This is a genomic window from Pseudomonas sp. 14P_8.1_Bac3 (genome assembly GCF_025466085.1).
GTDB lineage: Bacteria > Pseudomonadota > Gammaproteobacteria > Pseudomonadales > Pseudomonadaceae > Aquipseudomonas.
The window spans coordinates 49,029-73,240 of the sequence record NZ_JANLOD010000069.1 but is presented as its reverse complement, the minus strand read 5'-3'; the positions used below and the strand labels follow the sequence as shown (position 1 = coordinate 73,240).

20 protein-coding genes and 1 pseudogene are annotated in these 24,212 nt (G+C 56.0%); 12 read left to right on the top strand and 9 right to left on the bottom strand.

Features of this window, described 5'->3' with window-relative positions; all coding sequences use genetic code 11:
* Window positions 1-7: 7 nt before the first annotated feature.
* From NTD84_RS30140 to NTD84_RS24295, 5 genes and pseudogenes are all read right to left on the bottom strand, one after another.
* Complete coding sequence (locus NTD84_RS30140; RefSeq protein ID WP_262170905.1) at window positions 8-958, bottom strand: hypothetical protein; 951 nt, start codon at window positions 956-958, stop codon at window positions 8-10.
* 44 nt (window positions 959-1,002) lie between these two features.
* Window positions 1,003-2,715, bottom strand: a complete 1,713-nt coding sequence (locus tag NTD84_RS24305) for a hypothetical protein (protein ID WP_262170902.1) — start codon at window positions 2,713-2,715, stop codon at window positions 1,003-1,005.
* A gap of 156 nt (window positions 2,716-2,871) precedes the next feature.
* A complete protein-coding gene (locus tag NTD84_RS30135; RefSeq protein WP_410017376.1) occupies window positions 2,872-3,084 on the bottom strand; it encodes an AbrB/MazE/SpoVT family DNA-binding domain-containing protein in 213 nt (70 codons plus the stop codon).
* Between the two features lie 217 nt (window positions 3,085-3,301).
* A complete protein-coding gene (locus NTD84_RS24300) occupies window positions 3,302-3,652 on the bottom strand; it encodes a helix-turn-helix domain-containing protein (RefSeq protein WP_262170899.1) in 351 nt (116 codons plus the stop codon).
* A 343-nt stretch (window positions 3,653-3,995) separates the two neighbouring features.
* Window positions 3,996-4,241 (bottom strand): annotated as a pseudogene (locus NTD84_RS24295) (DUF4113 domain-containing protein); the annotation flags it as partial.
* A gap of 63 nt (window positions 4,242-4,304) precedes the next feature.
* On the opposite strand from NTD84_RS24295, the gene NTD84_RS24290 reads away from it, so the two are divergent.
* From NTD84_RS24290 to NTD84_RS24280, 3 genes are all read left to right on the top strand, one after another.
* Window positions 4,305-4,664, top strand: coding sequence for a hypothetical protein (locus NTD84_RS24290; protein WP_262170896.1), 360 nt, complete (start codon window positions 4,305-4,307; stop codon window positions 4,662-4,664).
* 34 nt (window positions 4,665-4,698) lie between these two features.
* A complete protein-coding gene (locus NTD84_RS24285) occupies window positions 4,699-5,211 on the top strand; it encodes an N-acetyltransferase (RefSeq protein ID WP_262170894.1) in 513 nt (170 codons plus the stop codon).
* A gap of 84 nt (window positions 5,212-5,295) precedes the next feature.
* Complete coding sequence (locus tag NTD84_RS24280) at window positions 5,296-6,312, top strand: hypothetical protein (RefSeq protein ID WP_262170891.1); 1,017 nt, start codon at window positions 5,296-5,298, stop codon at window positions 6,310-6,312.
* On the opposite strand, the gene NTD84_RS24275 is transcribed toward NTD84_RS24280, so the two are convergent.
* Window positions 6,309-6,671 (bottom strand): hypothetical protein, encoded by a 363-nt coding sequence (locus tag NTD84_RS24275; RefSeq protein WP_262170888.1) that lies wholly within the window; start codon window positions 6,669-6,671, stop codon window positions 6,309-6,311. The genes NTD84_RS24280 and NTD84_RS24275 overlap by 4 nt on opposite strands.
* 207 nt (window positions 6,672-6,878) lie before the next feature.
* Here NTD84_RS24275 and NTD84_RS24270 point away from each other — a divergent pair, with 207 nt between their 5' ends.
* Window positions 6,879-7,979, top strand: coding sequence for a hypothetical protein (locus NTD84_RS24270; RefSeq protein ID WP_262170886.1), 1,101 nt, complete (start codon window positions 6,879-6,881; stop codon window positions 7,977-7,979).
* A 281-nt stretch (window positions 7,980-8,260) separates the two neighbouring features.
* A complete protein-coding gene (locus NTD84_RS24265; protein ID WP_262170885.1) occupies window positions 8,261-10,132 on the top strand; it encodes an ATP-dependent nuclease in 1,872 nt (623 codons plus the stop codon).
* A gap of 294 nt (window positions 10,133-10,426) precedes the next feature.
* On the opposite strand, the gene NTD84_RS24260 is transcribed toward NTD84_RS24265, so the two are convergent.
* Window positions 10,427-12,067, bottom strand: coding sequence for a hypothetical protein (locus NTD84_RS24260; RefSeq protein ID WP_262170883.1), 1,641 nt, complete (start codon window positions 12,065-12,067; stop codon window positions 10,427-10,429).
* A gap of 396 nt (window positions 12,068-12,463) precedes the next feature.
* Between NTD84_RS24260 and NTD84_RS24255 the strand changes: the two genes are divergently transcribed.
* The 6 genes from NTD84_RS24255 (at window position 12,464) to NTD84_RS24230 (ending at window position 21,315) form a co-directional block, all read left to right on the top strand.
* Window positions 12,464-13,726, top strand: coding sequence for a YiiX/YebB-like N1pC/P60 family cysteine hydrolase (locus NTD84_RS24255; RefSeq protein ID WP_262170880.1), 1,263 nt, complete (start codon window positions 12,464-12,466; stop codon window positions 13,724-13,726).
* 484 nt (window positions 13,727-14,210) lie between these two features.
* Window positions 14,211-15,113: a LysR family transcriptional regulator gene (locus NTD84_RS24250; RefSeq protein WP_262170878.1), complete on the top strand. Its 903-nt coding sequence runs from the start codon at window positions 14,211-14,213 to the stop codon at window positions 15,111-15,113.
* Window positions 15,114-15,244: 131 nt separating this feature from the next.
* The gene (locus NTD84_RS24245; protein ID WP_262170876.1) at window positions 15,245-15,871 is read left to right on the top strand and encodes a glutathione S-transferase family protein; all 627 of its coding nucleotides are present in this window, start codon (window positions 15,245-15,247) and stop codon (window positions 15,869-15,871) included.
* Between the two features lie 61 nt (window positions 15,872-15,932).
* The gene (locus tag NTD84_RS24240) at window positions 15,933-17,966 is read left to right on the top strand and encodes a pyridoxamine 5'-phosphate oxidase family protein (protein ID WP_262170873.1); all 2,034 of its coding nucleotides are present in this window, start codon (window positions 15,933-15,935) and stop codon (window positions 17,964-17,966) included.
* A 42-nt stretch (window positions 17,967-18,008) separates the two neighbouring features.
* Window positions 18,009-19,205, top strand: coding sequence for a DUF3142 domain-containing protein (locus tag NTD84_RS24235; RefSeq protein ID WP_262170870.1), 1,197 nt, complete (start codon window positions 18,009-18,011; stop codon window positions 19,203-19,205).
* The gene (locus NTD84_RS24230) at window positions 19,192-21,315 is read left to right on the top strand and encodes a hypothetical protein (RefSeq protein WP_262170867.1); all 2,124 of its coding nucleotides are present in this window, start codon (window positions 19,192-19,194) and stop codon (window positions 21,313-21,315) included. The genes NTD84_RS24235 and NTD84_RS24230 overlap by 14 nt, the downstream gene beginning before the upstream one ends.
* Here NTD84_RS24230 and NTD84_RS24225 read toward each other — a convergent pair whose 3' ends face one another.
* Entirely contained in the window at window positions 21,316-21,945 is a 630-nt protein-coding gene (locus NTD84_RS24225; protein ID WP_262170866.1) for a LysE family translocator, read from the bottom strand. It abuts the gene before it with no gap.
* Between the two features lie 143 nt (window positions 21,946-22,088).
* On the opposite strand from NTD84_RS24225, the gene NTD84_RS24220 reads away from it, so the two are divergent.
* Window positions 22,089-22,562, top strand: coding sequence for an Lrp/AsnC family transcriptional regulator (locus tag NTD84_RS24220; RefSeq protein WP_262170864.1), 474 nt, complete (start codon window positions 22,089-22,091; stop codon window positions 22,560-22,562).
* A gap of 86 nt (window positions 22,563-22,648) precedes the next feature.
* On the opposite strand, the gene lpdA is transcribed toward NTD84_RS24220, so the two are convergent.
* A complete protein-coding gene (gene lpdA, locus NTD84_RS24215; protein WP_262170861.1) occupies window positions 22,649-24,049 on the bottom strand; it encodes a dihydrolipoyl dehydrogenase in 1,401 nt (466 codons plus the stop codon).
* Window positions 24,050-24,212: the final 163 nt, after the last annotated feature.

The window sequence follows — 24,212 nt, the reverse complement described above, 5'->3', positions numbered from 1 at the left end:
ATCTATTTTAATCGTATTCACGGCCATTCTTTTGCCAGTTTAGAATTCTTAATCTAGCTAACATCCACTCATCATGTCGGCGCAACCAGTTTCCGAATACCCGAAAAAACTGCTCACTGTCACTATCTGGTGTAACGGGCATGTCTCTAGTGCTGCTAACTGCCGCCTTGCCGGTGCGGGGGGCTAAACTCCAATAAACAGTCAATTCTCCGCCAGGTATCGCTTGCTCATCCGGGGCAGATTCCGAAGTCGTGACATTGATGTTATCTACGCCTTGGGGGCGACCAGCAATAACGGCTAAAAAATGCAATATCGAATTCACATCATCTATAACTTCGTTTAAAGTCTTGGCGTGTTTAAAATCTAGCCTTGCTGTAGTTTCGCTCGGGCATGAAATGCCGGCGTCATTACTAACCTTCGATCTGAAGTCTAGATTGGCTGAGAACATTCCAATCCCTACATCTATAGGGAGATTATCTTGATCCCCTGAGAAGAAAAACACCGTTGGAGATCTGCCTATCGCAATTTTTCTCGCTGGAAAAGCACCCTCTAACATTTCCTGAAGTTTTTCAGGGGCAGGTTGGGCTACACCAAATGTGCCTCTTTTTGACAATACGAGCCCTAAATCATCTGCTTTGAATGAGACAGACATAAAAACTCTATCGTCTTCGTCGAAATGTTCGTGACCTATCAGGGTGTAATGAGGAAAAGTATTCCGTTTAAATACAAACTTTGGGTATATGCCTTCTGGATCCGGAGAATTACCTACGCATTGAAATAAGCTGATCTTTTTATGATCTAGCGACTCACCAAAAAGTGAGTGTGGCTCTGGACTGTAAGGAATTTCGCGCCGACTATTCAGGCACAGATTTGTTTCGTCGCCATCTAGATTCAACTCTCCCAAAAACTGGTCACCATCGATTGTAAAGCAGCAAAACAATTGCTCTGGATGCGACATTGAAAAGTATCTCCTCGATTTAACGGCTGTTACCTGTGCTTTTCCTAAGTTATCGGCGCTCCGTTGGCTTGCGCGGGCTCGAGCTTAAGTCGGACGTAGTTCGGTTCGCGCCGAAGCCCGTCCGCTGTATAGGTCTTCACTAGTTGAAAGTTTTCAGCATCGTAGGTGAGGCCGTCGACAAGGCAGGCCTGAGCGACGCGTGGGGTGTCGCTTTGCAACCAGATGTAATGTTTCTTCGTCCAGGCGAGAATCGCCTTGTGCAAGGGCCGATTAACCTTGTCGAAGTCACCCTCACTTATTTTCAGCCCCATGACGTTCAGGCAAAAACTGAGGATCTTTGCCCCTTTAAAGTTAGGGAAGCGGTTCATATCCGCGACCTCGTTGTATAAAAGCCGCCGTAACTTGAACTTGACCACTCGGCCAGCGGGCCCATTGAGATTATGACGCATTGGACTCCAAATCGAGTTGTGCTGTATTGACCAGCATTCCCACTGCGGCGAACTAACAGCCGCGGCGTGGAAAATAACCTCGAAAATCATGCTGGCAAGGTGGTCGTAGAACGACTCACGCGGGTGGCCATGCTCCTCTCTCACGCGGCGTCGGATGTGGTTGGGAACGCCTTTCTTATCGAGAATTTTAACCGCATCGCTGATGAACTCCATGACTACCCGGAGGCAGTGAACGTCATCGCTGTCCCAGGTATTGGCTACTGCATTCAATTTGTACAAGCCTGAGACGGCATTCTCAATGTAACCCTTGGCACGGTAGAGAGCGGTAGAGTGATTCCAAAACGACGTTTCCGAATAGTCGTTAAGGGTAATCAAAACCAACCGACAGTAGGCCTTCCATTGTGCTGCGCTCCATTTCGACTGGCCCATGATGTCAGGGTCAAGCAGTGTCCCAATGGTCTCGACCAACATGTGGTTCCCGAACATCGCTTGGCTGAGAGGCTTGTGGTATCCGATCAGCCCAGATTCATATCCCTCCGCTTCGTGGTAGAGGAACGAGTTCGTGTTCAGCAGCGCTTCCCTCACGATGTTCTTGGCGAAAATTTCGATCTGTATACCGTACTTTTTCGTCTCGCCTATCTTTTGAAAAATTGCCAAGGCGGTACCCGGTGAGGATTCGACGATCACACGGCAGAAGCGCCTGTCGGCGATTAGAAGAAGCAGATCGTTTGCGTACCCTACGACCTTGGGTAGGGGCAGTTGCGATTTGTCTTCATCTTGATTGCGACGATAACTATTTTGGTTGTTACGGTCGGTCGCATGATGCACTAACGCTCTGGCTGAGTACGTGAGCTCGTCAGCGACCACGGCCAATTCCGTCGGATCGCCTTTCAGAATTAGTCGATATAAGGTCTGCGCGTAGCGTTTGGCATTCCGCTTCCCGAATGTTGGCCGTTTGATAAAGGCGAACCATGCCCAGGTTAGGAATGTAAGGAGGAACAGACCTGCGAGGAGGGCCTGCCATGAGGCCGGTGTGAGCAGATTGCCTTGAGGGATGAACCATCCTTGAGCACGCCACAAGTCGGTCAACAAGGTGAGTACACCCACGGTGGCTACGACCGAGAAGGTCACGCCTTGGAGGGGAATTGGGGCAGTTCGTACACGGAATCGGTAGCGGACGTCGCCGATTGTCCAGGCAAGAACCATGAGAGCGAGGCCGGCGAGAAACTCCGAGAAGCCGAAGATCTTAGATCCGTTGGGGTCCAGCGGAATGAAACACACTGCCACAAAGCAACTCTCGCTTACCATAACGCTCCCTTTTCGAAATTTCTTTCACGATAAATGTTCTGTGGGTACACCCAAGAAGTAATTGGGGCTGAGAGGGCCACCAAAACCCTCGACCCTACTGCTTCTTGCCGAAAAGCCTGCGGTCAGGCAAACAGCTACGCCTAAGCCGCTTGCAGATTAGATGGTGGGTGGAGGCGACGGATCAGAATTGGAGGAGGTACTGCGCTTCGGCTTCAGGACTATCGCGCCATCAATCACCTCGATTGTCAGCGCGTCACCAAGGACTAAGCCCAAGCTCGCAAGTAGTTCTGGTGGTAAGTCGACGATTACGTCGCCACTTCCATCTGCGGTGTCTTGGCATCTAACTGTCCAACTTTCGGTTTTGCTCATGATCCGACTCATGCTGCATCGTTGGAGATGCTTCATTATGCTCGCGATTTTGTTATGGCGTGATGGATGAAACTCAGTGATCGCTTCTAGCCGTTCGCTGACGGTCGCCGCCAGGGCATGCGCTGCTCAGGTCAAATGCAAACGAATGATCAGCCACGGCGCAATTGTCCTGTCATTGCCAATGCAAGTGCGTGATAAAGTCTATGCAATTAAGCAGTTACCAGTCGCTAACTCTTTTTGTCTCGGTGGAAAGCTCGTCTGTACTAGCACGCCGACCCGATGCCCGCTGGCGTTTTTTCCCCTCCATGCGAATGACCTGTAAAGGGCTAGGCAATACTTCTTCTACCAAAGAACTCAAACGTTCGAGCTCATTGATTGAGCGAAGGATAGCTATCAGGTTTGCGAATGTCCCTTTTCCATGATTCAGCAACAAATGCAGAGTTTGTCGGCTTATTCCAGCAGACTTCGCCATGTCCTCCAAACTGATATTTTTTTTCAAACGTATGGCTTGAATTCGCCTTCCGATGTCTTTAGCGATGGTTTGATCAGTCTGTGCCCTTATGCGCATGGTCAGGTTTCCTAGACGTTAAGCGTAAAAATTGCACTTTGAGTCATGAATTCTAGGCGATATTTTTCCTTCTTTTTTGGTCTTAAGCTGGCATTACCCATCATTGCTGGGATTGACACTCGCTCCGGGAAAATGCCTGAGACTCAACTTTCTCAATTTCGAAACCTGTATGTCGGCATGTCGCGACCTACCAGCTTTCTGTGCTTGGCAGTCAATGCACAACGGGTTTCAGACGAGTGTAAAACGGCATTGACCGATCAAGGGTGGACCATCACCCATTTGCTGTAGCAGGCCAAGGGGGGCAGCCTTCGAGAACGAGGGCTTGCTGACAGGCTTTGAGTCGTTAGCACTTCACCGTCCAGAGCTGATCGAGCCGTGTGGTGTATGACTGGCTCATCATCTCCCTGCGCATACCCCAGTCGGGAGCAACCGGCACGCTGGCAGAGCGCATCGTGCCTCTGTCCCAGCGCCCGTTGGTAGTATTCATCACCTGCATGAGCCGATCGCAGGCAACCGCCTGCGTGGCCGCGAACAGGTCCTCGGAAAACTCGCCCGGTTGGCGTAGGTCCATCAGCAGAACCTCCGCCTTTCTGAGGGCACAAAAGCTGGTGATAACATAGGTTATCACCCTATTTGACCACGGATGGCCCCTATGACATTTCGCGTTGAAACCGTCTTCGATTTGACCCATACCTGCCCGGCGGGCCACGACTCCCCTGATCACACCATCGTCCTCAATCGGAGCAACTGGACCTGCCTCACCTGCCAACAATCAGTGCACATCAAAATGGCCGACAAGGTGGGAAACTGTTACCTCGTTGAGCGCGTGCCCGCCCGGGAAATCCGTGCCGGCGATTTCATCGTCTATCGTGAGCGCGCCGGTATCACCGCCAACGAAGTCACCTGTTCGAATGCTTACCAAGGCAAGGGCCGACTCTGGTACCTGGCCGTGGCGCAATTCGGCCATGACAAGATTTCTCCTGACCAATACGTCAGTCGGATTCCTGGATGACCCTTTACCTCCCATTGATGACCAGGAACTGGCCATGTCCCTGTTTGACCCCCTGCGGGATTTCTTCCAGCGCCGTCAAGTCACCCGCCTCGAGACGCTGGCCACCAGCCTGCAACTGGTGACCCTGCGCAGCGAAGCGCTGCGCGGCAATTTCGTCTTTCCTGGGCTGGATATCACCGCCGCGATCCATCAGCACGGCCAGCAAGTCGGCTACATCACATACGGCGTCAGCCCGTTGAACGACCGCCTGTACATCAGCGATTTCAAGATCCGCCCGGCGCACCAGGCCCAGCGTCTCGGGCTGGCCTCATTGTGGTGCCTGAGCCGCCAGTACGGCCTGCCGCTGGACTCAATGCACGAAGTCGGCACCTCCAAGGGCTTTTGGGCAAAGGCTGAGCAGCGCCTGCGCGCCGTCGGAGTGCACCTGCAGCGCGACATCCGCACCGGCGATCAGCCGGCCCTGATGGCCAGTTGGGCACACTACGAAACCCGGAGCGATTCAGTTGGCCGGACGGTTACCACTGGCTCGAAGGGTTCTGTCCCGTAGACAGAGCCTAGTGTAGTGATCTGTGATATCAGTAGGCCATCCAGTAAACTCCAAGGCGATCTCAACCGCCCTCGGAGAAAAAGAATGGAACTCACCTTTGAAGAAGGATCAATTGAAGCCGGATTGGAGGAGACATTTCGTCAAATCCAAGTACTGCAGAACAAGGTGAATGGCACGGATGTCATCCGGCTGCAGAGGGAGGAAATTGCCAACCTCTTTCAAATTGTGCACGAGGTCGTTCTGCCGGCCTATGCGGGTAAGCAGTTGCTGTTGCATGAAGGCCGGCCTGCGCGCTCCTTTGATACTGAGCTACAGCGTTTATGGGCTCTGGCATTATCCGAATTCATCAATCACTTCCGACCTCGTCTTCCAGCATTTCTGAATCAAATCATGGCTGCTCAGAAGGATGGAGGTGAAGCACAGCTGCAGAGCTTCATGAAAATGGTGCTTGAACGCATCACCATTCCCTTATTGAACGGCTACGAGCTACCAGGTGACGATCTTTTTCTGCTGATCCTGGACTCGGTGGTGCATCTTGAAGGTAAGAGTTTGTCGGATCACATCGCTGAGACCCTTGAAACCCCTCAGCAAACCCAGGCATCGGTTTATGCCATATGCGGCCTGCTAATGCAGGCCCAGAAAGCTGCAGAGGCCGAGAAAACTGATATCGCGTATTCCTACTTAATCGACGCGAACTACTTGCTGGGGATGCGTAAGGCGTCAGATTTCATCATGCAGCGGTTCGACACAATTGCAGATACAAGGAAAGCCAAAGCGAATGCCCGGAAAAAGCATTCGAACGCAGCCCAAGTGAATCTGGGCAAAAAGAGGGTCGCGGAGCTCTACTACAGCCTGCGCGGTGCAGGGTCTCTTTTGACGCTAACGCCTTGGAAGAGCGCCAATATCGCGACAGACAAGATCATGGAGGTGATTGATCGGGAGGGTGATCCCAAGATCACAATCTCCGAACTAACGACTCGCAAGATCTGCAGGGTGATGATGAAACAGGAGGAAAAGGAGCGTAAGCGTCAGCGGGTCGTCGTCACGGCAAGCTATCGCCTGCCGGACGGCTCGACCCTGACGGTTACCCCCGAGGATTAATAGTCATCGTGAGCGTTGCTGGATCCAGGGTCGGAGATAATAAGGCACCAGTTTTCGCTCTCCGCGGTTCCAACCAGACGGTATACATCGTTCTGGTCCGGCCCCAAATAGGTTGAGTAGCCCCGGTGGGTCAGTGCGTTGACGGCTCTCGTGTTCGCCTCCATTCCGCCAGGCTTACGGGTGTATGCACACACTACGGTGTATGCCTGATCCACGATCTGCTGGTGATGGGGCTCAAGTGCGTAATAGACGCTATCGCTGTTGATGGCGTCGCCTTCGTTATCGCCATACGGGCGTGGGATGCTGTCCAATTGCTGGAGTACAAAGCAGGCGTCGTCGAGGGTTGGTGGTGGGTACATTTTGGATCTCCATCGTTGTTTTGGTGTGGCTATCCTGCACTCCTGTTTCACCAGTATCGATCTGTCTGCTAGCAGAGGTACCACCCGAGATGAGGGCTGTTGATGAGGTTTCGATGTTCCGCTCCGTCCCTATACGTTTGGCCCTGAAGTCCCGTAGGCCGTTCGGCCGGCTGCTGTAGAACAAAGTAAAATTTCTAGAGGTCTGGTATGGATAACGATCATCGTTGGAGGCTTTTCAACTTGGATTCGCTACTGGATGAGGTGGACGGGCCTCTTCCGGAGGCATCAACAATAGACCTCTTCATTGCAGCTATTTCATTCAAGAACTTCGACTTCGTAGGCCGGCGTTTATCTTTTGTATGTGAAAGCGTGACCTACAGGCTAGAGGTCTGGCAAAGACTGATTGACGCCGCACCTCTGAAATACTGGATTAAAAACAAACAGGAGGGCGTACTGATTTACCCTCAGTCCGACTTCTGTGGTGCTCTGAGGAGCTATCGATATAGGGGGCCGCTTCTCGATGTCAAAGCGATGTCTTCCGATTGGGTAACTGTCGCGGATACTCGAACACTTTACAGCGCTCTCGACACCCCTGCTGCTCGCTCTGTCTACGATGCTTGGCATCAGTGGATGACGTCGACCACTAAAGAGGCTGCCGATATGGCTGAGGGGCGTTTCGCCAACACTACTGTGACCAGATCCTTGATCCTTTCTAGCCTAGGTACCTGCCTTGCCTGCAAGGAGCCTGCAATCAGCAGCGCCAGGACCACAATCGCCAGTGTGCCTGGCAGCGGGACACTCATCCAGCTGTCGCTCTGTGGGCAGCACCTAGAACAGGCCAAACAACAGCCGAATGTACTGAAGTTCTTGGGCACGCTGTTTTCCCTGTCGATAGATATTCCGGAGTTCAGTAAAAGCGAATTCATCCCTGACGAATTGATTCCCCACGTTCATGCGATGGTCGCTGAAGAGCTTGGAGGCAGTGCTGCGAGTGCGGAGAAGCGTGAAAAGGGGTGGCACCTCAGGATTGACCTGCCGCACGGCTGGTGGTGGCTGCTGCGGCTGAAGTCGCTGATGAATTACTCCTATATGCTTTTCAGTCCTTCGGAGAAAAAGCAGGTGTACCGGGCGGATTCTGCTCCTGACCATCACGACCTCCCGTTTTTTCCTGACCACGAGCATGCTCGTCCTGACAGAAATTCGGATGTTCGCTCGCCGAGTTTTTTGTACGGCAATCCGTTTTTTGATTTCAAGCGACTACGGCAGGTCGGTGACGAGCGAATGAGGCCGACTGAGCATGCTCGCTAGGCCTTTCTCTCGCTACTGGGCCTGGAAAGAAGGGGGCAGCAATACCCCCTATTCCTGTGACCGCTTGCAGAGCTACTTAACAACGAACAGCTCATCCGAGCCCGAGGTGCAAGCGGCAGCCCATTTTCCATTTTCTAGATGCATCGACTGTTGGCGAATGCGGGCATAGTAGTCTGCACCTAGCTTATATATCCAAGGAGCGACGAGCTCCATATACTGGCACAAGGCTATTTTTGGCGCATAAGTGCCGTGCCCTCGGCAGTATCGATAGGAAGGAACCGATGCAAGATCTAGTGAATCCGGAAGATGCTGTAGAAACTGCAGATCTAGCGCCCGTCGTCAGGCGGGTTATACGCACTAGGCGCCTACAGAGCGCGCCTGAAGATGTGGAAAAAGTTGAAGCACCTCAGCTTTTAGAGCCTGCCGTGGCGTTCCCGGATACGCGATCCACGCGTGCGAAGCGCTGGAGCCCTTTAGAGTCAATCACTGTTCAGAACTTCAAGGCTGCTAAGCGCGCAAACATACCTTTGGGGAAGGTAACTATTCTGGTCGGCCCGAATGGTTGCGGAAAATCATCGGTACTTCAGGCTATTCACTGGGCAGCGCGCGCCGCGAGCTACATTCTTCCGAAAAACACGAAGGAAATGATTTCTTTCGAGCGGTTAGATTACATACCCTCAAGCGATCCACTCTCGACGCTTCACAATGGTCAGTTAAAACCAGGAGCGACATCGACGCCTGTCGAGGTTGCTTTTAATCACACAGCTGCCGGCGACGATCCAGTTCAGACTGTCGTGCGGTTGAGGGCGGCCAGAAATAAAGCTGGGGTTACGGCCCATATCGACGGCGGAAGTGCTGTCACGCCGTACAAACAGCGGTTTCAGTTTCTAACTACCTATATACCTGGGTTGGCGGGTCTCTCTGAAAAGGAGGCTATCTTGGCGCAGCCATCGTTGCGTAGACAGGCTGCCAGCGGTGATGCCGGAGGAGTCCTCCGAAACATACTCTTGAACCTCAAGGCCCGCAAAGCCGATGAACCTGATAGGTTGATGGGAGAGGAGCGTTTGAGGCAGCTAAATGTGCTGCTGCAGAAAGTGCATCCTAATGTATCTATTGATGTGTCCTACGATGACAGGGAAGACTTTCATATCTCCGCCACGGTGCACATGGATGGGTATAAAAGGCCGCTAGAAACCGCCGCTACAGGCATCCTTCAAACAATTCAGATTTTTGCTTATCTCATTTTCTTTGAGCCGAGGCTCATGTTGATTGACGAGCCAGATGCCCATCTTCATCCGAATCGACAAGAGCGGCTGATTGAAGCTCTGGAGCAGGCGGCTGATGAACATAACACTCAAATCATCTTGTCCACACATAGCCCACATGTGGTTCGTGCAGCTAGCCCTATGACGAAGCTGGTTTGGATGAGTGAAGGCGTAGTCAAAACAGATGATGACGAGGCGATACGCCGGCTTTTGGGATGGGGTGGGCTGGACAAATCTGTTTTGTTCTTCATAGAGGATGAGGATGACAAACCCTTGCGAGCCATCCTCAAACAATGGCCGGAGCTAGGTCGCCAACTGTCGTTATGTCGATGTTTTGGGATCGAAAACCTTCCCAAAGACAAATTACTTTCCGGCTTGCTAGTTGATGGAAAAATTGATGTTGCAGCAGTAATCCATCGTGACGGTGACTTCATGACGCCTGAGGAAGCGACCAAATGGGCAGCAACCTTCAGTACCCAGGGAGTGTATCCCTGGACAACCGCAGGTTCGGATATTGAAGGATATTTCTGCTCAGCCGATTATCTGGCATCACTGTACGGAATCTCGTTTGAAGAAGCTGAGCAATGGAGGGAGACTGCGTCCAAGGCTGTAACTAAGGCACGAACCGATTTTGGCTCAAAACGCCAAGTCATCAATAGGCTCATTTGGCCGGATGGTGGCTCACCTGCTACCGACGACTTATGGGGTCAGGGGGCGGGGCCTAGCCCAACGACCGTCAAAGGTAAGAAGCTGTTGGCTCAAATCAAAGTTGTGGCCACCCAAAAAGGTTACAGCGATAAGCTTCTGAACACCTTCGCCATTCCAGAGGGCTTTACAGTTGCTCCGGATCTGAAGGTCATTTTGGAGAAGGCTTTAGCCAAGCGCTAAGCTGAGGTCATCCGTAGACGATACTGCTTACGCTGAACCAGGCTTCGGGCAATCCGAAAAACCAGATCAGTGCCATAGGCACACCGATGCGGCGAACATGTGAGATTGAACAACTGCTGCCGCATCAGTGGTTAGCTGCCTGACTCTCGTAAGGTGAGTCAGGCAGACGCTTACCAAGAAGGTACAAAACTAGTGAGGTCGAACAACGGCCACGCATATGTGGGTAGCCAGCTGAGTTGTGCAAGGTGAGATGGCCAATCTTGTAGTGCGCAAATGACCACCGGAATGCTGTTATTACTGCCCTGTCTCCAACGCTTGTACCAATAGCGGCTCGAATGGTGAGGGGGTAGGAAGCTTGGGTTCCCTCGCTGCAGTCTTTCTCGCTCGGCGTTCCTCACGCTCTTTCTTCTGCGTGAACTCCTGCATTGGATGATTAACGAAATGCTGTGTGTAGGTGCGGATCAGACCTTGGTCGTTACTGGCTGTAGCTTGGGAGAGCACGTAGTCGGCATCTCTAATCTCAATAGTGAATTTTGGGCTTTGTGCTTGCTTTTCACAGACCATAGCAATCGCGGGTTCTGAAAATCTGCCGCTTGTCCACATCTCATAACGCTGGGTGAATTTGCTCCATTCACTATGAGACTTCACAAATGCGCGTATTACTGAAATCCGTACGTCGAGCCATTTTTTCACCTCGGCATCGTCAACCGTCGACATGGGATGAATGCCTTTGCACTCGATGAATACCAATTCGTGATTCCGCTTATAAAAAAATAGATCGATTTCGGCGCTAGCTCCGATGGAGTCCCTAACGATTTTGTTCATTTCCATGAGATAACCAGGGAATGTCCACTGGGCGATTTGGGCGACAGCAAGCTCAAAAAGACTACCGCGAAGAGTAGATGCGGCTCCTTCGATTCTGGATAAGTCTTTAAAGATTTTTTCCAAAGCTTCTGGGTTTTCAACTAGTTTGGCAGTGTTTACCAAGACTCCACAAAGCTGCTTCAGCGCTTTTGCGACATCATGACCGAATAGGCTTTCGGTAGACGCCGGAATGATTCCCTCTGTTTTGAGGCGGGCGAAAGCTTCACGGGAGTAGGCGTGCGCGACAAATACTTGGAGGCATTTGCCGACTCTCGGCAAGCTTCTGATAGAAACGCACTTTTTAATGAACGCGCCGATTTGGTCTGCTGAGATCCTTCCGCACAGCGCTATGTCGCAGACGAGAAAGCCCGGCTTGATTTTCTCGTCCTCATATCCGCGCATAGGGAACAAATAAGAGGGGCCTGCTAAATCCCACTCGAAGCTTGCTACTCTCGGCGCTGAGGTTGAGCCTAGATCCTCCCGGGTAGCCACGGCGTCATAACTCACCAGTCCAAGATTTCTAGCCCAGTCTCGAACGGCAATCAGGGCAATGCGTTCAGCTATAAGTCTTCCTTTGAGCTCGGCCAATAGTTGGCCGTTGGTGACTAAACCTTCGCAGTCAGTCCTAACGACGTAGGTCTCTCCGCCAGCAATCACGACTTCCTTGATCAGTGTTGCTTTGACCAGGCGCTCGGTCAAACTTTTGGCCGAAACATGTCCTTTCTGTGCAACAGGAGCTCCGCAAGCGACAAGGAAATGAGGGAGAGGCATCACGTTGTCGCGCATTTCTAGCGCTTTAAGTGCGTGGAAGTACGTACTACCCGTCTTTTGCAGTGCGTACATAAGATTGTCGAAAAATCTTGGTGATCCGTAATCAGATTGGAGGTAAACGAAACGCGCTCTGTGAGCGAAGACAATATGGCTAAGGCGAGTCATGCCTTCGCAGCCCCTTTCAACTCGTTTCCTTGCTGTGTCCGGATTAACTCCAGTCTTTTCTATCAGCTTGGATAGGTCACTGCTCAGCATGGGACCTTCCTTCTTGAGGATCTCCTCAATCAACGCAGCGGTCATGTGTTTCACCTCCAATGTCACACTGCGCTATTTATACCTCTTGTAAACAAGGTCAGTAGAGCTGTTTTAGACCTTCGCTGAGGCCCTTGTTTTATAAGGGCTGTAGCGACGGTAAAAATTGGTTTCCTGTGAAAGCGTCACAATAGGGTATTGATGACAGGTTATGCGGAGACCGCAAACGCTGCTCATGAAACCCGGATACCGGCCACCAGGAATCTGAGAAATGACGAGCCAGGGTGAATGTAGGACGCTGATCAACGTCGCTGAATGCTGCCTATACTCGACTGAGAAAACCTACCCGAGAACCGATTCAATATCATTTGGCAGGGGCATAGCTGCCACCGATATCCATCATTCAGTACCTGCACAGGAGTACTATTCAATATGGAAGGCGAGATGAATGAATTGAAACTGAGGCCTCGGGTGTTTGTCTCCGACCTCATTGAACTCGGAGATATCGTACTAACAACCACGCCCGAACCCATGAGCAAAACGATTCGTAAGGCCATCGGCGCGGACATCTCTCACGCTATGATTTGTGTGGGGAAGTCGAGTGTGATCGATTCTACTGGTGACGGTGTTCATGCACGCAATCTCGAGCGGCTGATTCTTGAGCCAGGCTGCGCTGGGCACGTTCTTCGGCCGGTTGTGCCCCTGACTATTGACCAACTGCACTCTGTTATCACCTTCGCCAGAGCTGCGGTTGGTACTCGATATACCAAGACCGGCGCCGCTAAGAGCGTGTTGGCTGGTTTTGTGGCCGGTCGGAGGCAGTTCTGCTCGCGATTGGTCGCGCAGGCTTATCAAAGGGCCGGTGCAAACCTAGTGTCGGATGCAGACTTTTGCCATCCAGGGGAGTTACTGAATAGCGCTGCGCTTTTTGAGATTCCTAACGTGCTTAGAGATCTTAATGCGGAAGAAGAGGCTCACTGGCGTGAAGATATTGATCACGTTCAGGCTATGCGGGATTCAACCAATGCCCTGCTTCGGGAAGCCCGAGAGTTGTCCTCTGAGATTGAATCACTCAACGACATTAATGCTTACCTAGTGGACCATCAGGAGGCAGATGATCACCTAGTACAAGCTCTTAGAACTTCAAGGTATCTGGAACTTTGGAAGGATGAGTTTGAAAGGAATGCTTGGCAGTATCACGTTGCCTTCATGGAGGGATCCGAAAGCTCGGCGGAGCACAAGCAGAGATACTGTGAAGAGCTGCTGGTAGGCGAGAAGTTAGGGCGAAACCGTTTTGTCCTGAACCATGCGGGCTACGTGACCTTGAACGCATTGCATCCGCGCCAATATTTCACTCTAAAAATAGAGCTGTACGAGCTTTTGACTCAGCTACATGCTCGTCGCATTAGGGCGGCAACTACTTGGCTTGAGCGTAAAGGGATGCTTGAGCCCGAGCCTCGCACACTGATTCGTCCGCACACGCCGGAATGGTTCGCTTCGCTGCGCGAGTGGGACCCAAAGCAGGCTGCGATGACGGAAGCGGCCATCCGGGTAGCCGGAAGTTTGGATGTGTGCACTGTCTGTGCAGACGAGCCAGTCTGCGATTATGTCCTCTTGAGTGTTCCACCGGCTGGGCCTGGGACGTGTCGACTTTGCGACGACTGCTTCCGCATCCGCTCCATTGACGAACCAATGAAGACTTTCTAGACGAGCCATTGCCCCAACTCCGACTTGCATGCTTCCTTCGCTGTCATTTTGCCGATGTGCCAATTCGTGCAGCCGTTCGTCGCGATATTCAGCTGGGGGTATGCCAGCGTCGCTTAACACGATTCCTTTGCATGACCGACAAGTGCATTACTGCTTCGATCGTTCTGGTCATATCCCTCGACCCTCCTAAAAACGGCCACTCGGCTATCACATCATAGCCCGGTGCCCTGAAATTTTTTCGGGCCCCCTTTGAGATCTTCGTATCTTTTACATCGCCTGTGACAACCTTTATTTATCGCAGTCGTCCCTATATTTTGTGGGTATCGATTTTTGTGACAACCTTTATTTTCGATGCGTATCGTCAAGTCCTTCCTGGAGACCGCGAAATCCTTGAGGATCTGTGACAATCTTTATTTCTTGTTCACAACAATAAAAATCGCAGCCTCCGGTTGCGATTTTTTTATCCGAATCGAGGGCGTATCCAGTGGACCGATTTCAGGAAATGCAGGTGTTCGCTGCTGTCGCCCAGGATCAGGGTTTTTCAACGGCAGCGCGACGTCTGGGTCTTTCGGCGGCCAGCGTTACTCGTGCAGTGGCAGCCTTGGAGAAGCGCATTGGCACCCCGTTACTAACGCGCACCACGCGCAGCGTGCATTTGAGCGAAGCCGGTCAGCGATTTCTGGAGGACTGTCGGAGAATTCTTGCCGAGGTGCAGGAAGCGGAAGATTCGGCCGCGGGCAGTCATGCCGCACCCCGTGGGCAACTGACGATCACGGCGCCCGTCATGTTTGGCGAGTTGTTTGTTACGCCGGTCATGGTGAGTTACCTGAGCCAGTTTCCGGAGGTCAGCATTAACGGCTTACTGGTCGATCGCGTGGTGAGCATGATCGAGGAGGGGATTGATGTGGCGGTGCGCATCGGCGAGTTGCCGGACAGTAACCAGCACGCGATCCGTGTGGGCGTGGTGCGGCGGGTGATCTGCGCTTGTCCATCGTTTCTCGACCTACAGGGCCGGCCGGCACATCCACAGGAGCTGGCCCGTGCACCGGTGATAGCGACGTCTGCGATCGGTCAGCTGCGAAACTGGCCTTTTCAGGAGGCTGGCGAACCCCTTAGCGTTCGCCCTGAACCACGGCTGGTGGTCACGGCGAATCAGGCAGCGATCAACGCTGCGTGCCTGGGGCTGGGATTCACCCGTGTTCTGTCTTATCAGGTCGCCAGCAAAGTCGCCTCCGGCGAACTGGAAATCGTCCTGGCCGACTTTGAACTGCCGCCCCTGCCGATCCACGTCGTATACCAGGGCGGGCGCAACGCGCCGGCGCGGATTCGCAGTTTTGTCGACTTCACGGCGAACGCGTTGCGGGTACACCCGGCATTGCAGCGCTGAGCGGTTATTGCTAAAACTGAAATAATTGATTGCGTTTGCTGGTTATTCTGTTGTTTTGGTTGCGGGTGGAAGATAGCGGCCATCGGTGCTGATCTGTCCTGAACAGCGCCACCCATCAGCGGAGCCCGACCATGCAAGCGATCAAACTCTACAACTTCCCACGTTCCGGCCATGCGCACCGTGTGGAACTGATGCTGTCCCTGCTGCAACTGCCGACCGAGTTGATCTTTGTCGATCTGGCCAAGGGGGCCCACAAGCAGCCGAACTTCCTCGCGATCAACCCGTTCGGACAGGTGCCGGCCATCGATGATCAAGGCGTGGTGCTGGCCGACTCCAACGCCATCCTGGTGTACCTGGCGCAGAAATACGGCAACGGCCGCTGGCTGCCAACCGATGCGGTCGGTGCGGCAAAGGTTCAGCGCTGGTTGTCCGTGGCCGCCGGGCCGATTGCCTTCGGTCCTGGCCGGGCAAGGCTGATCACTGTCTTCGGCGCACCTTACAACGCCGAAGAGACGATCGCTTACGCTCACACCTGGCTCAAACTGATCGATCAGGAACTGACCGAATCGGCTTATCTGGCCGGCAGCGAACCGACCATCGCCGACGTTGCCGCCTACAGCTACATCGCCCACGCGCCTGAAGGCAATGTCTCGCTCGACGATTACGCCAACGTGCGCGCCTGGCTGGCGCGGATCGAAGCCTTGCCAGGGTTTGTCGGCATGCCGCGCACTGTCGCCGGCCTGCAAACCACTGCCTGATGCTCGCGGCCCGACACGCTCGGGCCCTTTACACTGCGCGATGGCGCGGGGAGAAGCCGTTATGGACCGTTCACCTTGGCATGCAGGCGAGAAACAGTTGCAGGCACACGTCGGCGTTGGCGAGCGAATGGAGACGCTCGGCCGTAGGGTGATTCGCAGCGAGATGCCGGACCAGCACCGCGCGTTCTATAGGCAACTGCCGTTCATGCTGTACGGCGCGGTGGATGCCGAGGGTCATCCGTGGGCCAGTGTGCTCGAAGGCGCACCGGGTTTCGTTGCTTCGCCCGAGCCGACGGCGCTGCAGTTCAATAGCCTGCCGGGAGCAGATGACCCCGCACAACTGAGCGATGGCGCAGCGATCGGATTGCTGGGAATTGAACTGCACACGCGGCGCCGCAACCGGCTCAATGGTCGTGTCGGAGCCCTGACCGAAAAGGGTTTTGAGGTGACAGTCGAGCAATCCTTCGGCAACTGCCCGCAATACATTCAGTTGCGGCAGTTTCGCTCAGTGCCTTTGGCGGATCCTGCCACGCGTATCGCGCAACACCTCAACCGCCTGGACGACGCGGCCAAAGCCGTGATCACTGCAGCCGACACGTTTTTCGTCGCCAGTTATGCGGATGTCGACGGCAAGCGTTCGGTGGACGTTTCGCACCGCGGTGGTCAATCCGGTTTCGTACAGGTGGAGGGCAATCGCCTGACCATTCCGGACTTCGCCGGCAACCTGTTCTTCAATACCTTGGGCAATCTTCTGCTCAATCCACGGGCGGGTTTGCTGTTTATCGATTTCAACTCGGGCGATCTGCTGCACCTCAGCGGTCGCACCGAAGTCATTCTTGAAGGCCCGCAAATCGAAGCGTTCCAAGGGGCGGAGCGGCTGTGGACATTTGAAGTCGAGCGGGTGGTGCGCCGGCCTGCAGCGTTGGCGCTGCGCTGGCGCTTTGACGGCGTCTCGCCCACCAGTTTGCTGACCGGCACCTGGACGCAAGCCAATGCGCGGCTGCAAGCCCAGGCGCTGGGTGATCGCTGGCGGCCACTGCGGGTGGTACGGATCGAAGCGGAGAGCCAGAACATCCGCTCCATTTATCTGGAACCGGCCGACGGCATCGGCTTGCCGGTGTTCCAGGCAGGGCAGCATTTGCCACTGCGCTTCCACATTGGCGGTGAGGTGCACATCCGCACTTACAGCCTGTCGAGTGCGCCGTCCGATGACTTTTTCCGCATCAGCGTGAAGCGTGATGGGCGGGTGTCGTCGCACCTGCATGAACAGATTCGGTTGGGTGATCTGCTGGAGGCCCGCGCGCCGCAAGGGCACTTCACGGTGGCGCCGCATGAACGCCGGCCGCTGGTGTTATTGGCGGCCGGGGTCGGGATTACGCCGGTGCTGTCGATGCTGCGGGAGGTGGTGTATCAAGGCCTGCGCACGCGGCACATTCGTCCTACGTGGTTTTTCCAGAGTTCACGCACGCTGGCGGAGCAACCGTTTCGCCGCGAGCTGGATCGTTTGCTCGAGGACGCCGGTGACGCGGTGCGTGTGCTGCGTCTGCTCAGTCAGCCGGAATCGGACGCTCTTGAGGGCGAAGACTTTGACCTGACCGGCCGAATCGACACCGCGCTGCTCAGGACTTCGCTTGAAGAGGTGGAGGATTACGATCAGCTGGATTTTGTCCTTTGCGGTCCGGGCGGTTTTACTCAAGGCTTGTACGACAGCCTGCGGGAGCTGGACATCCGCGATGCGCGGATTCATGCCGAAACCTTTGGTCCTTCGACGTTACGCCGCCAGCCGGACCCCGACGCCGTGGTCATCGATCAACCACCCGCCGCCAGCACGTCGGTGCCGGTAGTGTTCCAGCGCTCGGCCAAGGAAGCTCGCTGGCAACCCGACGGCGGCAGTTTGCTGGAGCTGGCGGAAAGCCGTGGCCTGCAGCCGGAGTTCAGCTGTCGCGGGGGTTCTTGTGGAACCTGCAAGACGCGCCTGGTCAGCGGCCAGGTAAATTATCCACAGCCTCCTGCGGAGATGCCGGATGACGGGCATGTCCTGATTTGTTGTGCGATTCCAGCCCAGGGCTCGCAGCCTTTGGTGCTCGACCTGTAGCATCTGACAGACGCTGCCTCCAGCAGCCCTAAAGGATGCTTTATGGTTTTTCTCGCTCGGCTGTCGTTCCTGTTGACGGTGATGGCGCTGCTGACGGGTTGCGAACGGCAGGACGCGCCACCGCTCGATCAGCAGCTCTACATCTGGCAACGGCAATGGACGCCGGCCCACGAAGCCGCGCTAAAAGGCAGTCGCGCGGATTTCTCGACCTTGCGGGTACTGGCCTTGCAGGCATTCCCCCAGGCGGGATGGAGCCGGGCACGAATTGACGCGACGCTGCTCAAGCAAGATGGCCGTCCGTTGATCGCAGTGATTCGCCTCGATGGCCAGCTCAAATCACTGGATCAGGGCGAAGTGAACGCGCAGATCCAGCAGATGCTCGCCGCTTGGCAAGGGCAGGGGTTGACCCTCGCCGGTGTGGAAATCGACCACGACGCCGGTGTTGCACGGCTACCGGCGTATCGGAAATTTCTCACCGACCTGCGCGCAGAGCTGCCGGCCTCCCTGCCGTTGAGTATTACCGCCTTACCCGCCTGGCTCGACAGTCCCGAACTGCCCGCATTGTTATCCACAGTCGACAGCAGCGTTCTGCAGGTGCATGCGGTAAGCGACCCGCACAAGGGCTTGTTCGACCCGAATCAGGCGGAAAAATGGGCGAAGGCCTGGAGCCGCATCTCGTCGAAACCTTTCTACCTGGCGCTGCCGGCCTACGGCGTGGCATTGCTGCCGCAGTCAGATGGCGCGCCACGGGTGGAGAGCGAGGGGCCCATCGAGCGTGGCGGCGAGCGCCGGGAACTGCTGGCCGACCCGCAGCAGCTGCGCACCTTGGCCAGGGAGTTACGCAACGATCCACCGGCTCATCTGGCCGGGCTGATCTGGTTTCGCCTGCCACTGGCCAATGATCGCCGGGCGTGGAGCTTGGCCACGTTGGGCGCCGTGGCTCGCGGCGATATCCTCGACAGTCGCCTGACGCTGACACTCTCAGCGCAGGACAGCCTCTATGACATCAGCGTCAGCAATCAAGGCAACCTCGACAGCGCTTGGCCCGGACGTTTGACGCTCGTGGTGCGCGGCTGTGATGGCGCCGATGCCCTGGCGGGTTATGCATTGCAACAAAGCCCGGATCTGCTTACCTTCACCCGCCTGCGCGACGGACGCATACCAGCCGGCGGACAGCGCGCCATCGGTTGGGCGCGCTGTACACATATTGATCAAGGAGGTTCGAATGTTCACCCGTAACTGGCCCCGCCATTTGCTCTGCCTGAGCCTCGCTTTACCGCTGGGTTCGGCATTGGCCTGCGGGCCGGATTTCCCCATGCGCCTGCTCGATAACCGGGGCCAGTCGCTGGCGGAACTGCCGGAAGGCAATTTCCGCTTCGAGATCAATCGGCTCGGGCATGGGATTGCGGGTCTGAAGAGCGTCACCGCCGTGGTCTACGGCGGCATGGAAGCGACTGATTACGCAGAACAGCGGGACTCCGCCGAGCAGGACGGCTTGACCGCTGAGCAGCAGGCGCTGGTCAAACAGTTGCGCGGTTTGACCGATGCGCACCAGGTGGAGGCGCAGGGCGCGAGCCTGCCGTCCGAACTCAGGCTCTACCTGGCGGGCGCTGCGGCGTTCAGTGCCGGTGACCACGGTTTGGCCGCCGACTACTTCCGCAAAGTGCTCGCCTTGCCGGCCGATCAACGCGCGTTGCGCAGCACCTGGGCCGCGTATTCGCTGGGCCGGGCGTTGTTTGCGTTGAGCGCCGAAGCGCAGGCGACACCTGACCTGCTGGCGCAATCGCGCAAGGCCTTCGAACAGGCCCGACAGTTGAGCATCGACGGTTTCAGCGACCCGCTGGAATTGGGCGTCGCCAGCCTCGGTGAAGAAGCACGCGTGGCCCGCACCGCGGGCGACTGGGACAGCGCGATCGAACTCTACGCCACGCAGAATCGCCACGGTTCAACGGTGGGTTACACCTCGCTGAAACTGTTGGTGGCGGATCTGATGGCGATGCCCGAAGAGCAACTGACCGTGTTGCTCAAAGGCAAAGCGGTGCAGCAACTGCTGACTGCTTCCCTGATCAGCCGCTTGGGTTGGTCATTTGGTGAGCAACCACCTGATGAACAAAAATTGATCAAGTTGCTGCAAGCCAGCACGCGCGGCAGTCTGGACAACGCCGATCGACTGGCCGCGATGAACTATCAACAGGGCGATTACGCGAGCGCCAAGGTTTTTCTCGAACACGCTGGCGACGGCGGCCTCGCATGGTGGCTGCGGGCCAAACTGGCGATGCGCGAGGGCGACAAAGCCGCTGCCGCCGCAGCTTATGCCAAAGCCGCCCAGGCCTTCCCGCAGGATGAATCCTGGGGTGAGCGGCGCACGCCGGACTGGGCCTTCGAATCGCTGCAGCCCAAATGCCGAGTCGAAGGCGAGAGCGCAATCCTGGCGCTGCAACGCGGCGATTACCTGCAGGCGTTCGATCAGCTCTATCGCAGCAACGATATTTACTGGCTCGACGCTGCGACCGTGGCCGAGCGTGTGCTGACCGTCGATGAGCTCAAGCAGTACGTCGACACGCAAGTGCCGGCCCCACCCGCGCTGACTCAGCAGGACCGCGACAACTACGTGCCACTGCCGGTGGCGGCGAAGTTGCGCAACCTACTCGGACGCCGGCTGCTGCGTGAGGAACGTTACGACGAAGCGACGGCGTACTTCGACAGCGAAACATTGCAACACAAGGCCAGGTGGTACGGGGAAATGCGCCACGACGCCGAATCGAAATGGTGGCCGAGCAAACGCGCCTTCGCCTACTTCAACGCCGCGACACTGGCCCGTTCCGACGGGATGGAGTTGCTGGGGTACGAGATGGCCCCGGATTACGCCACGTTCGGTGGCAATTACAGCCTTGAAAGCAGCGAACTCAAGGTTGGGCCGCTGGTGGCGGAAGATGAGGTCAAGCGTCAGCAGGCCAGCGCCGCGCAACCCGATCGGCGTTATCACTACCGTTACGTTGCCAATGCCTTGGCCAGTCGCGCCGCCGATCATCTGCCGCACACCAGCCAGGCCTTCGCGGCGGTGCTGTGCGCGGCGACGGGGTGGAACACGGACCAGGAAGAAAAAAGTGCCTTTTATCAACGCTACGTCAAAGAAGGCCCCTACGTCGACTGGGCGGTTTTCTTCGGCGAGCAATGCCCTTATCCGGATTTCCAGAACGCCGATAAGCGCTATGTCACCCAGGCCTTGAGTCCGGTCCGGGCGACGTTGCGTCCTTACAAGAAGTGGCTTGAAGTCGGGGGTGTGGTGGCGTTCACAGCCGTTGCGCTGGTGCTGATCAATCGTCGCAAGCGCAACGCGCGGGCATAATCAGGCCTGTTGCACAAACGTCAGCCGCACCGCGAAGCCGATCAGCAAACTGCCGAACAGCCATTGCTGGAAGCGCTGGGCCGAAGGACTGCGTTGCAGCCAGCGGCCCAGCGCGGCACCGGTCAATGCGTAGGCACTGTCGAACATCAGACCCACACCGACCAGCATCACGCCCAGGACGGCGAACTGCGGGAGCACTGCTCCTGTGTGAGGATCGATGAACTGCGGCAACAGCACTGAGCAGAACAGCAGTGCTTTTGGATTCAGCAAATTGGTCAGCAAGCCGCGCTGGATCGCCGTGCGCAAACGGGATTTTCCGCTGGCTGCGTCGGCGCCCTTCAGATCTGGCAGCATCGTGGTTCGCAAACACTGGATACCGATCCACAACAGATACGCGGCCCCCGCCAGGCGCACCGCATCGAAGGTCCAGGGCGCTGCCTTGAACAACGCGGCCAGCCCCAGCGCCGCCAATGCCACGTGACAGCCACGGGCAATGCCCAGGCCCACTGCCGTTGCCAGTGCCGCGCTTTTGCCCTGACGTGCGCCGGTCTGCAGCAACAGGATCATGTCCGGGCCCGGCAACAGGTAAACCACCGTCAACGCCATGAAAAAAAGCCACAGTCCCGCCATGTTGCACCTCTGCGTGGTCGATCTGGTAACGCCAGTCTATGGCTGGACGGCAGGGCAGGTGGTTGCGTAGTTTGCTTCTAAAGCATTCTCGATTGGCATAACCTGCTACTTGATTGCGCTAAAACTATTGGAATCTGCCAACCATGAAACTGGATGCCTACGACCGCAGAATTCTCGCAGCCCTGCAACGGGACGGCCGCCTGAGCAACGTGCAACTCGCCGACGAGATCGGTCTTTCCGCGTCGCCTTGTCTGCGCCGGGTGCGGATGCTTGAAGAAGCCGGGGTGATTCGCGGTTACCAGGCCAATCTGGATCGGGATGAGGTCGGGCTGGGACTGACGGTGTTTGTCGGGGTCAAGGTCGAGCGTCACAACGACGAGCAAGCCGAAGCCTTTCGCCTGGCCGTGACGGCGTTGCCGGAAGTGATTTCGGCGTTTCTGGTGTCAGGGGAATCTGATTTTCTGCTGCAGGTCGTGGTGCCGGATCTGCGGGCCTATGACCGTTTTCTCACCGGGCGGCTGCTGAAGTTGCCCGGTGTGAGCGACATCCGCAGCAATTTTGCGATAAACACGGTGAAGACGCCGGGGGCGTTGCCGTTGGAGCATCTGCCGTTATAGACAGGTCGGGCTCGCCTCCCTCCCACATTGAATCTGAGGTGTACGCAGAATCAATGTGGGAGCGAGCCGACCCGCTACCGCAACACTCACATCTGCGTCGCCATCCCCTCCACATTCATCGCCGCCTGACGCAACGCCTCGGAACGAGTCGGGTGCGGATGACAGGTCAGGGCGATGTCTTCAGCAGAGGCGCTGAATTCCATGGCCACGCAATACTCACCAATCATTTCACTGACGCTCGGGCCGACCAAATGCACGCCGAGAATTTCGTCGGTGCGTTCATCGGCGAGCACCTTGGCGAAGCCTTCCGTCTCGTGGTTGATCTTCGCCCGACTGTTGGCGGTGAACGGGAATTTACCGACCTTGTAGGCGCGACCTGCAGCCTTGAGCTGCTCTTCGGTCTTGCCGACGCTGGCCAGCTCCGGTCGGGTGTAGATGACATTGGGAATCAGGTCGTAGTTGACCTCGCCCGCCTTGCCCACGATCTGCTCGACGCAGGCCATGGCCTCATCTTCAGCCTTGTGCGCGAGCATCGGCCCGGACGTGACATCACCAATCACCCACACGCCCGCCGCTTCGGTGCGGTGGCCTTTGTTGGCGAGCATGCCGCGTTTGTCCGTGGCGAGGCCGACACTCTCCAGGCCCAGACCCTGGGTGTAAGGCCGGCGCCCGATGGCCACCAGCACGTAATCGGCTTCCAGTAACTCGGCGGTGCCACCGGCCGCCGGCTCAACGCTGAGTTGGACGCCATTTGCCGAGGTGGTGGCGCTGGTGACTTTCGAACTCAACTTGAAACTGATGCCTTGCTTGCTCAACGAGCGCTGCAGGGTTTTCCCCGCTTCGCCGTCCACACCGGGACAGATGCGGTCGAGAAATTCGACGACGGTCACCTGTGCCCCCAGGCGCCGCCACACCGAACCCAATTCCAGGCCGATGACACCCGCGCCAATCACCACCAGATGCTTGGGCACTTCGCTGAGCGACAGCGCGCCCGTAGAGTCGAGGATGCGCACGTTATCGATATCGACGCCGGGCAGGGGAGTGGGTTCGGAGCCGGTGGCGATGATGATGTCCTTGGCGCTCAGCTCTGTTTTGCCACCTTCGCTATCCGTTACCGTGACTTTGCCCGGCCCGTCGATATGCCCCCAACCCTTGATCCAGTCGACCTTGTTCTTGCGGAAGAGAAACTCGATGCCCTTGGTCAGTCCGCTAACGCTTTCGTCCTTCTGCTTCATCATTTGCGCGAGATTGAGCGTGGGTTTGACCTCGATCCCCAGGTTGGCGAATTCCGTACCCATGGCCGCGTCGTACAGTTCAGACGCATGCAGCAATGCCTTGGATGGCATGCAACCGACGTTCAGGCAGGTACCGCCGAGGGTGGCACGGCCTTCGACGCAAGCGGCTTTCAGGCCCAGCTGCCCGGCGCGGATCGCTGCGTTATAACCACCGGGGCCTCCGCCCAGAATCACGACGTCGTAACTGCTCATGGCTTTACTCCTGAATTGAAAGGGGATCGGGCGGGTTAACCGTAGTTCCTGAATAAAATTACGGACGTAATATGTGCGTTTCCGGACCTTTTGGTCAAGGCTTCAGCCAAGCGACAGGTTCAGCGTCTTTAGATGGAGCGTTTCAATACGAAAATTTCACGGA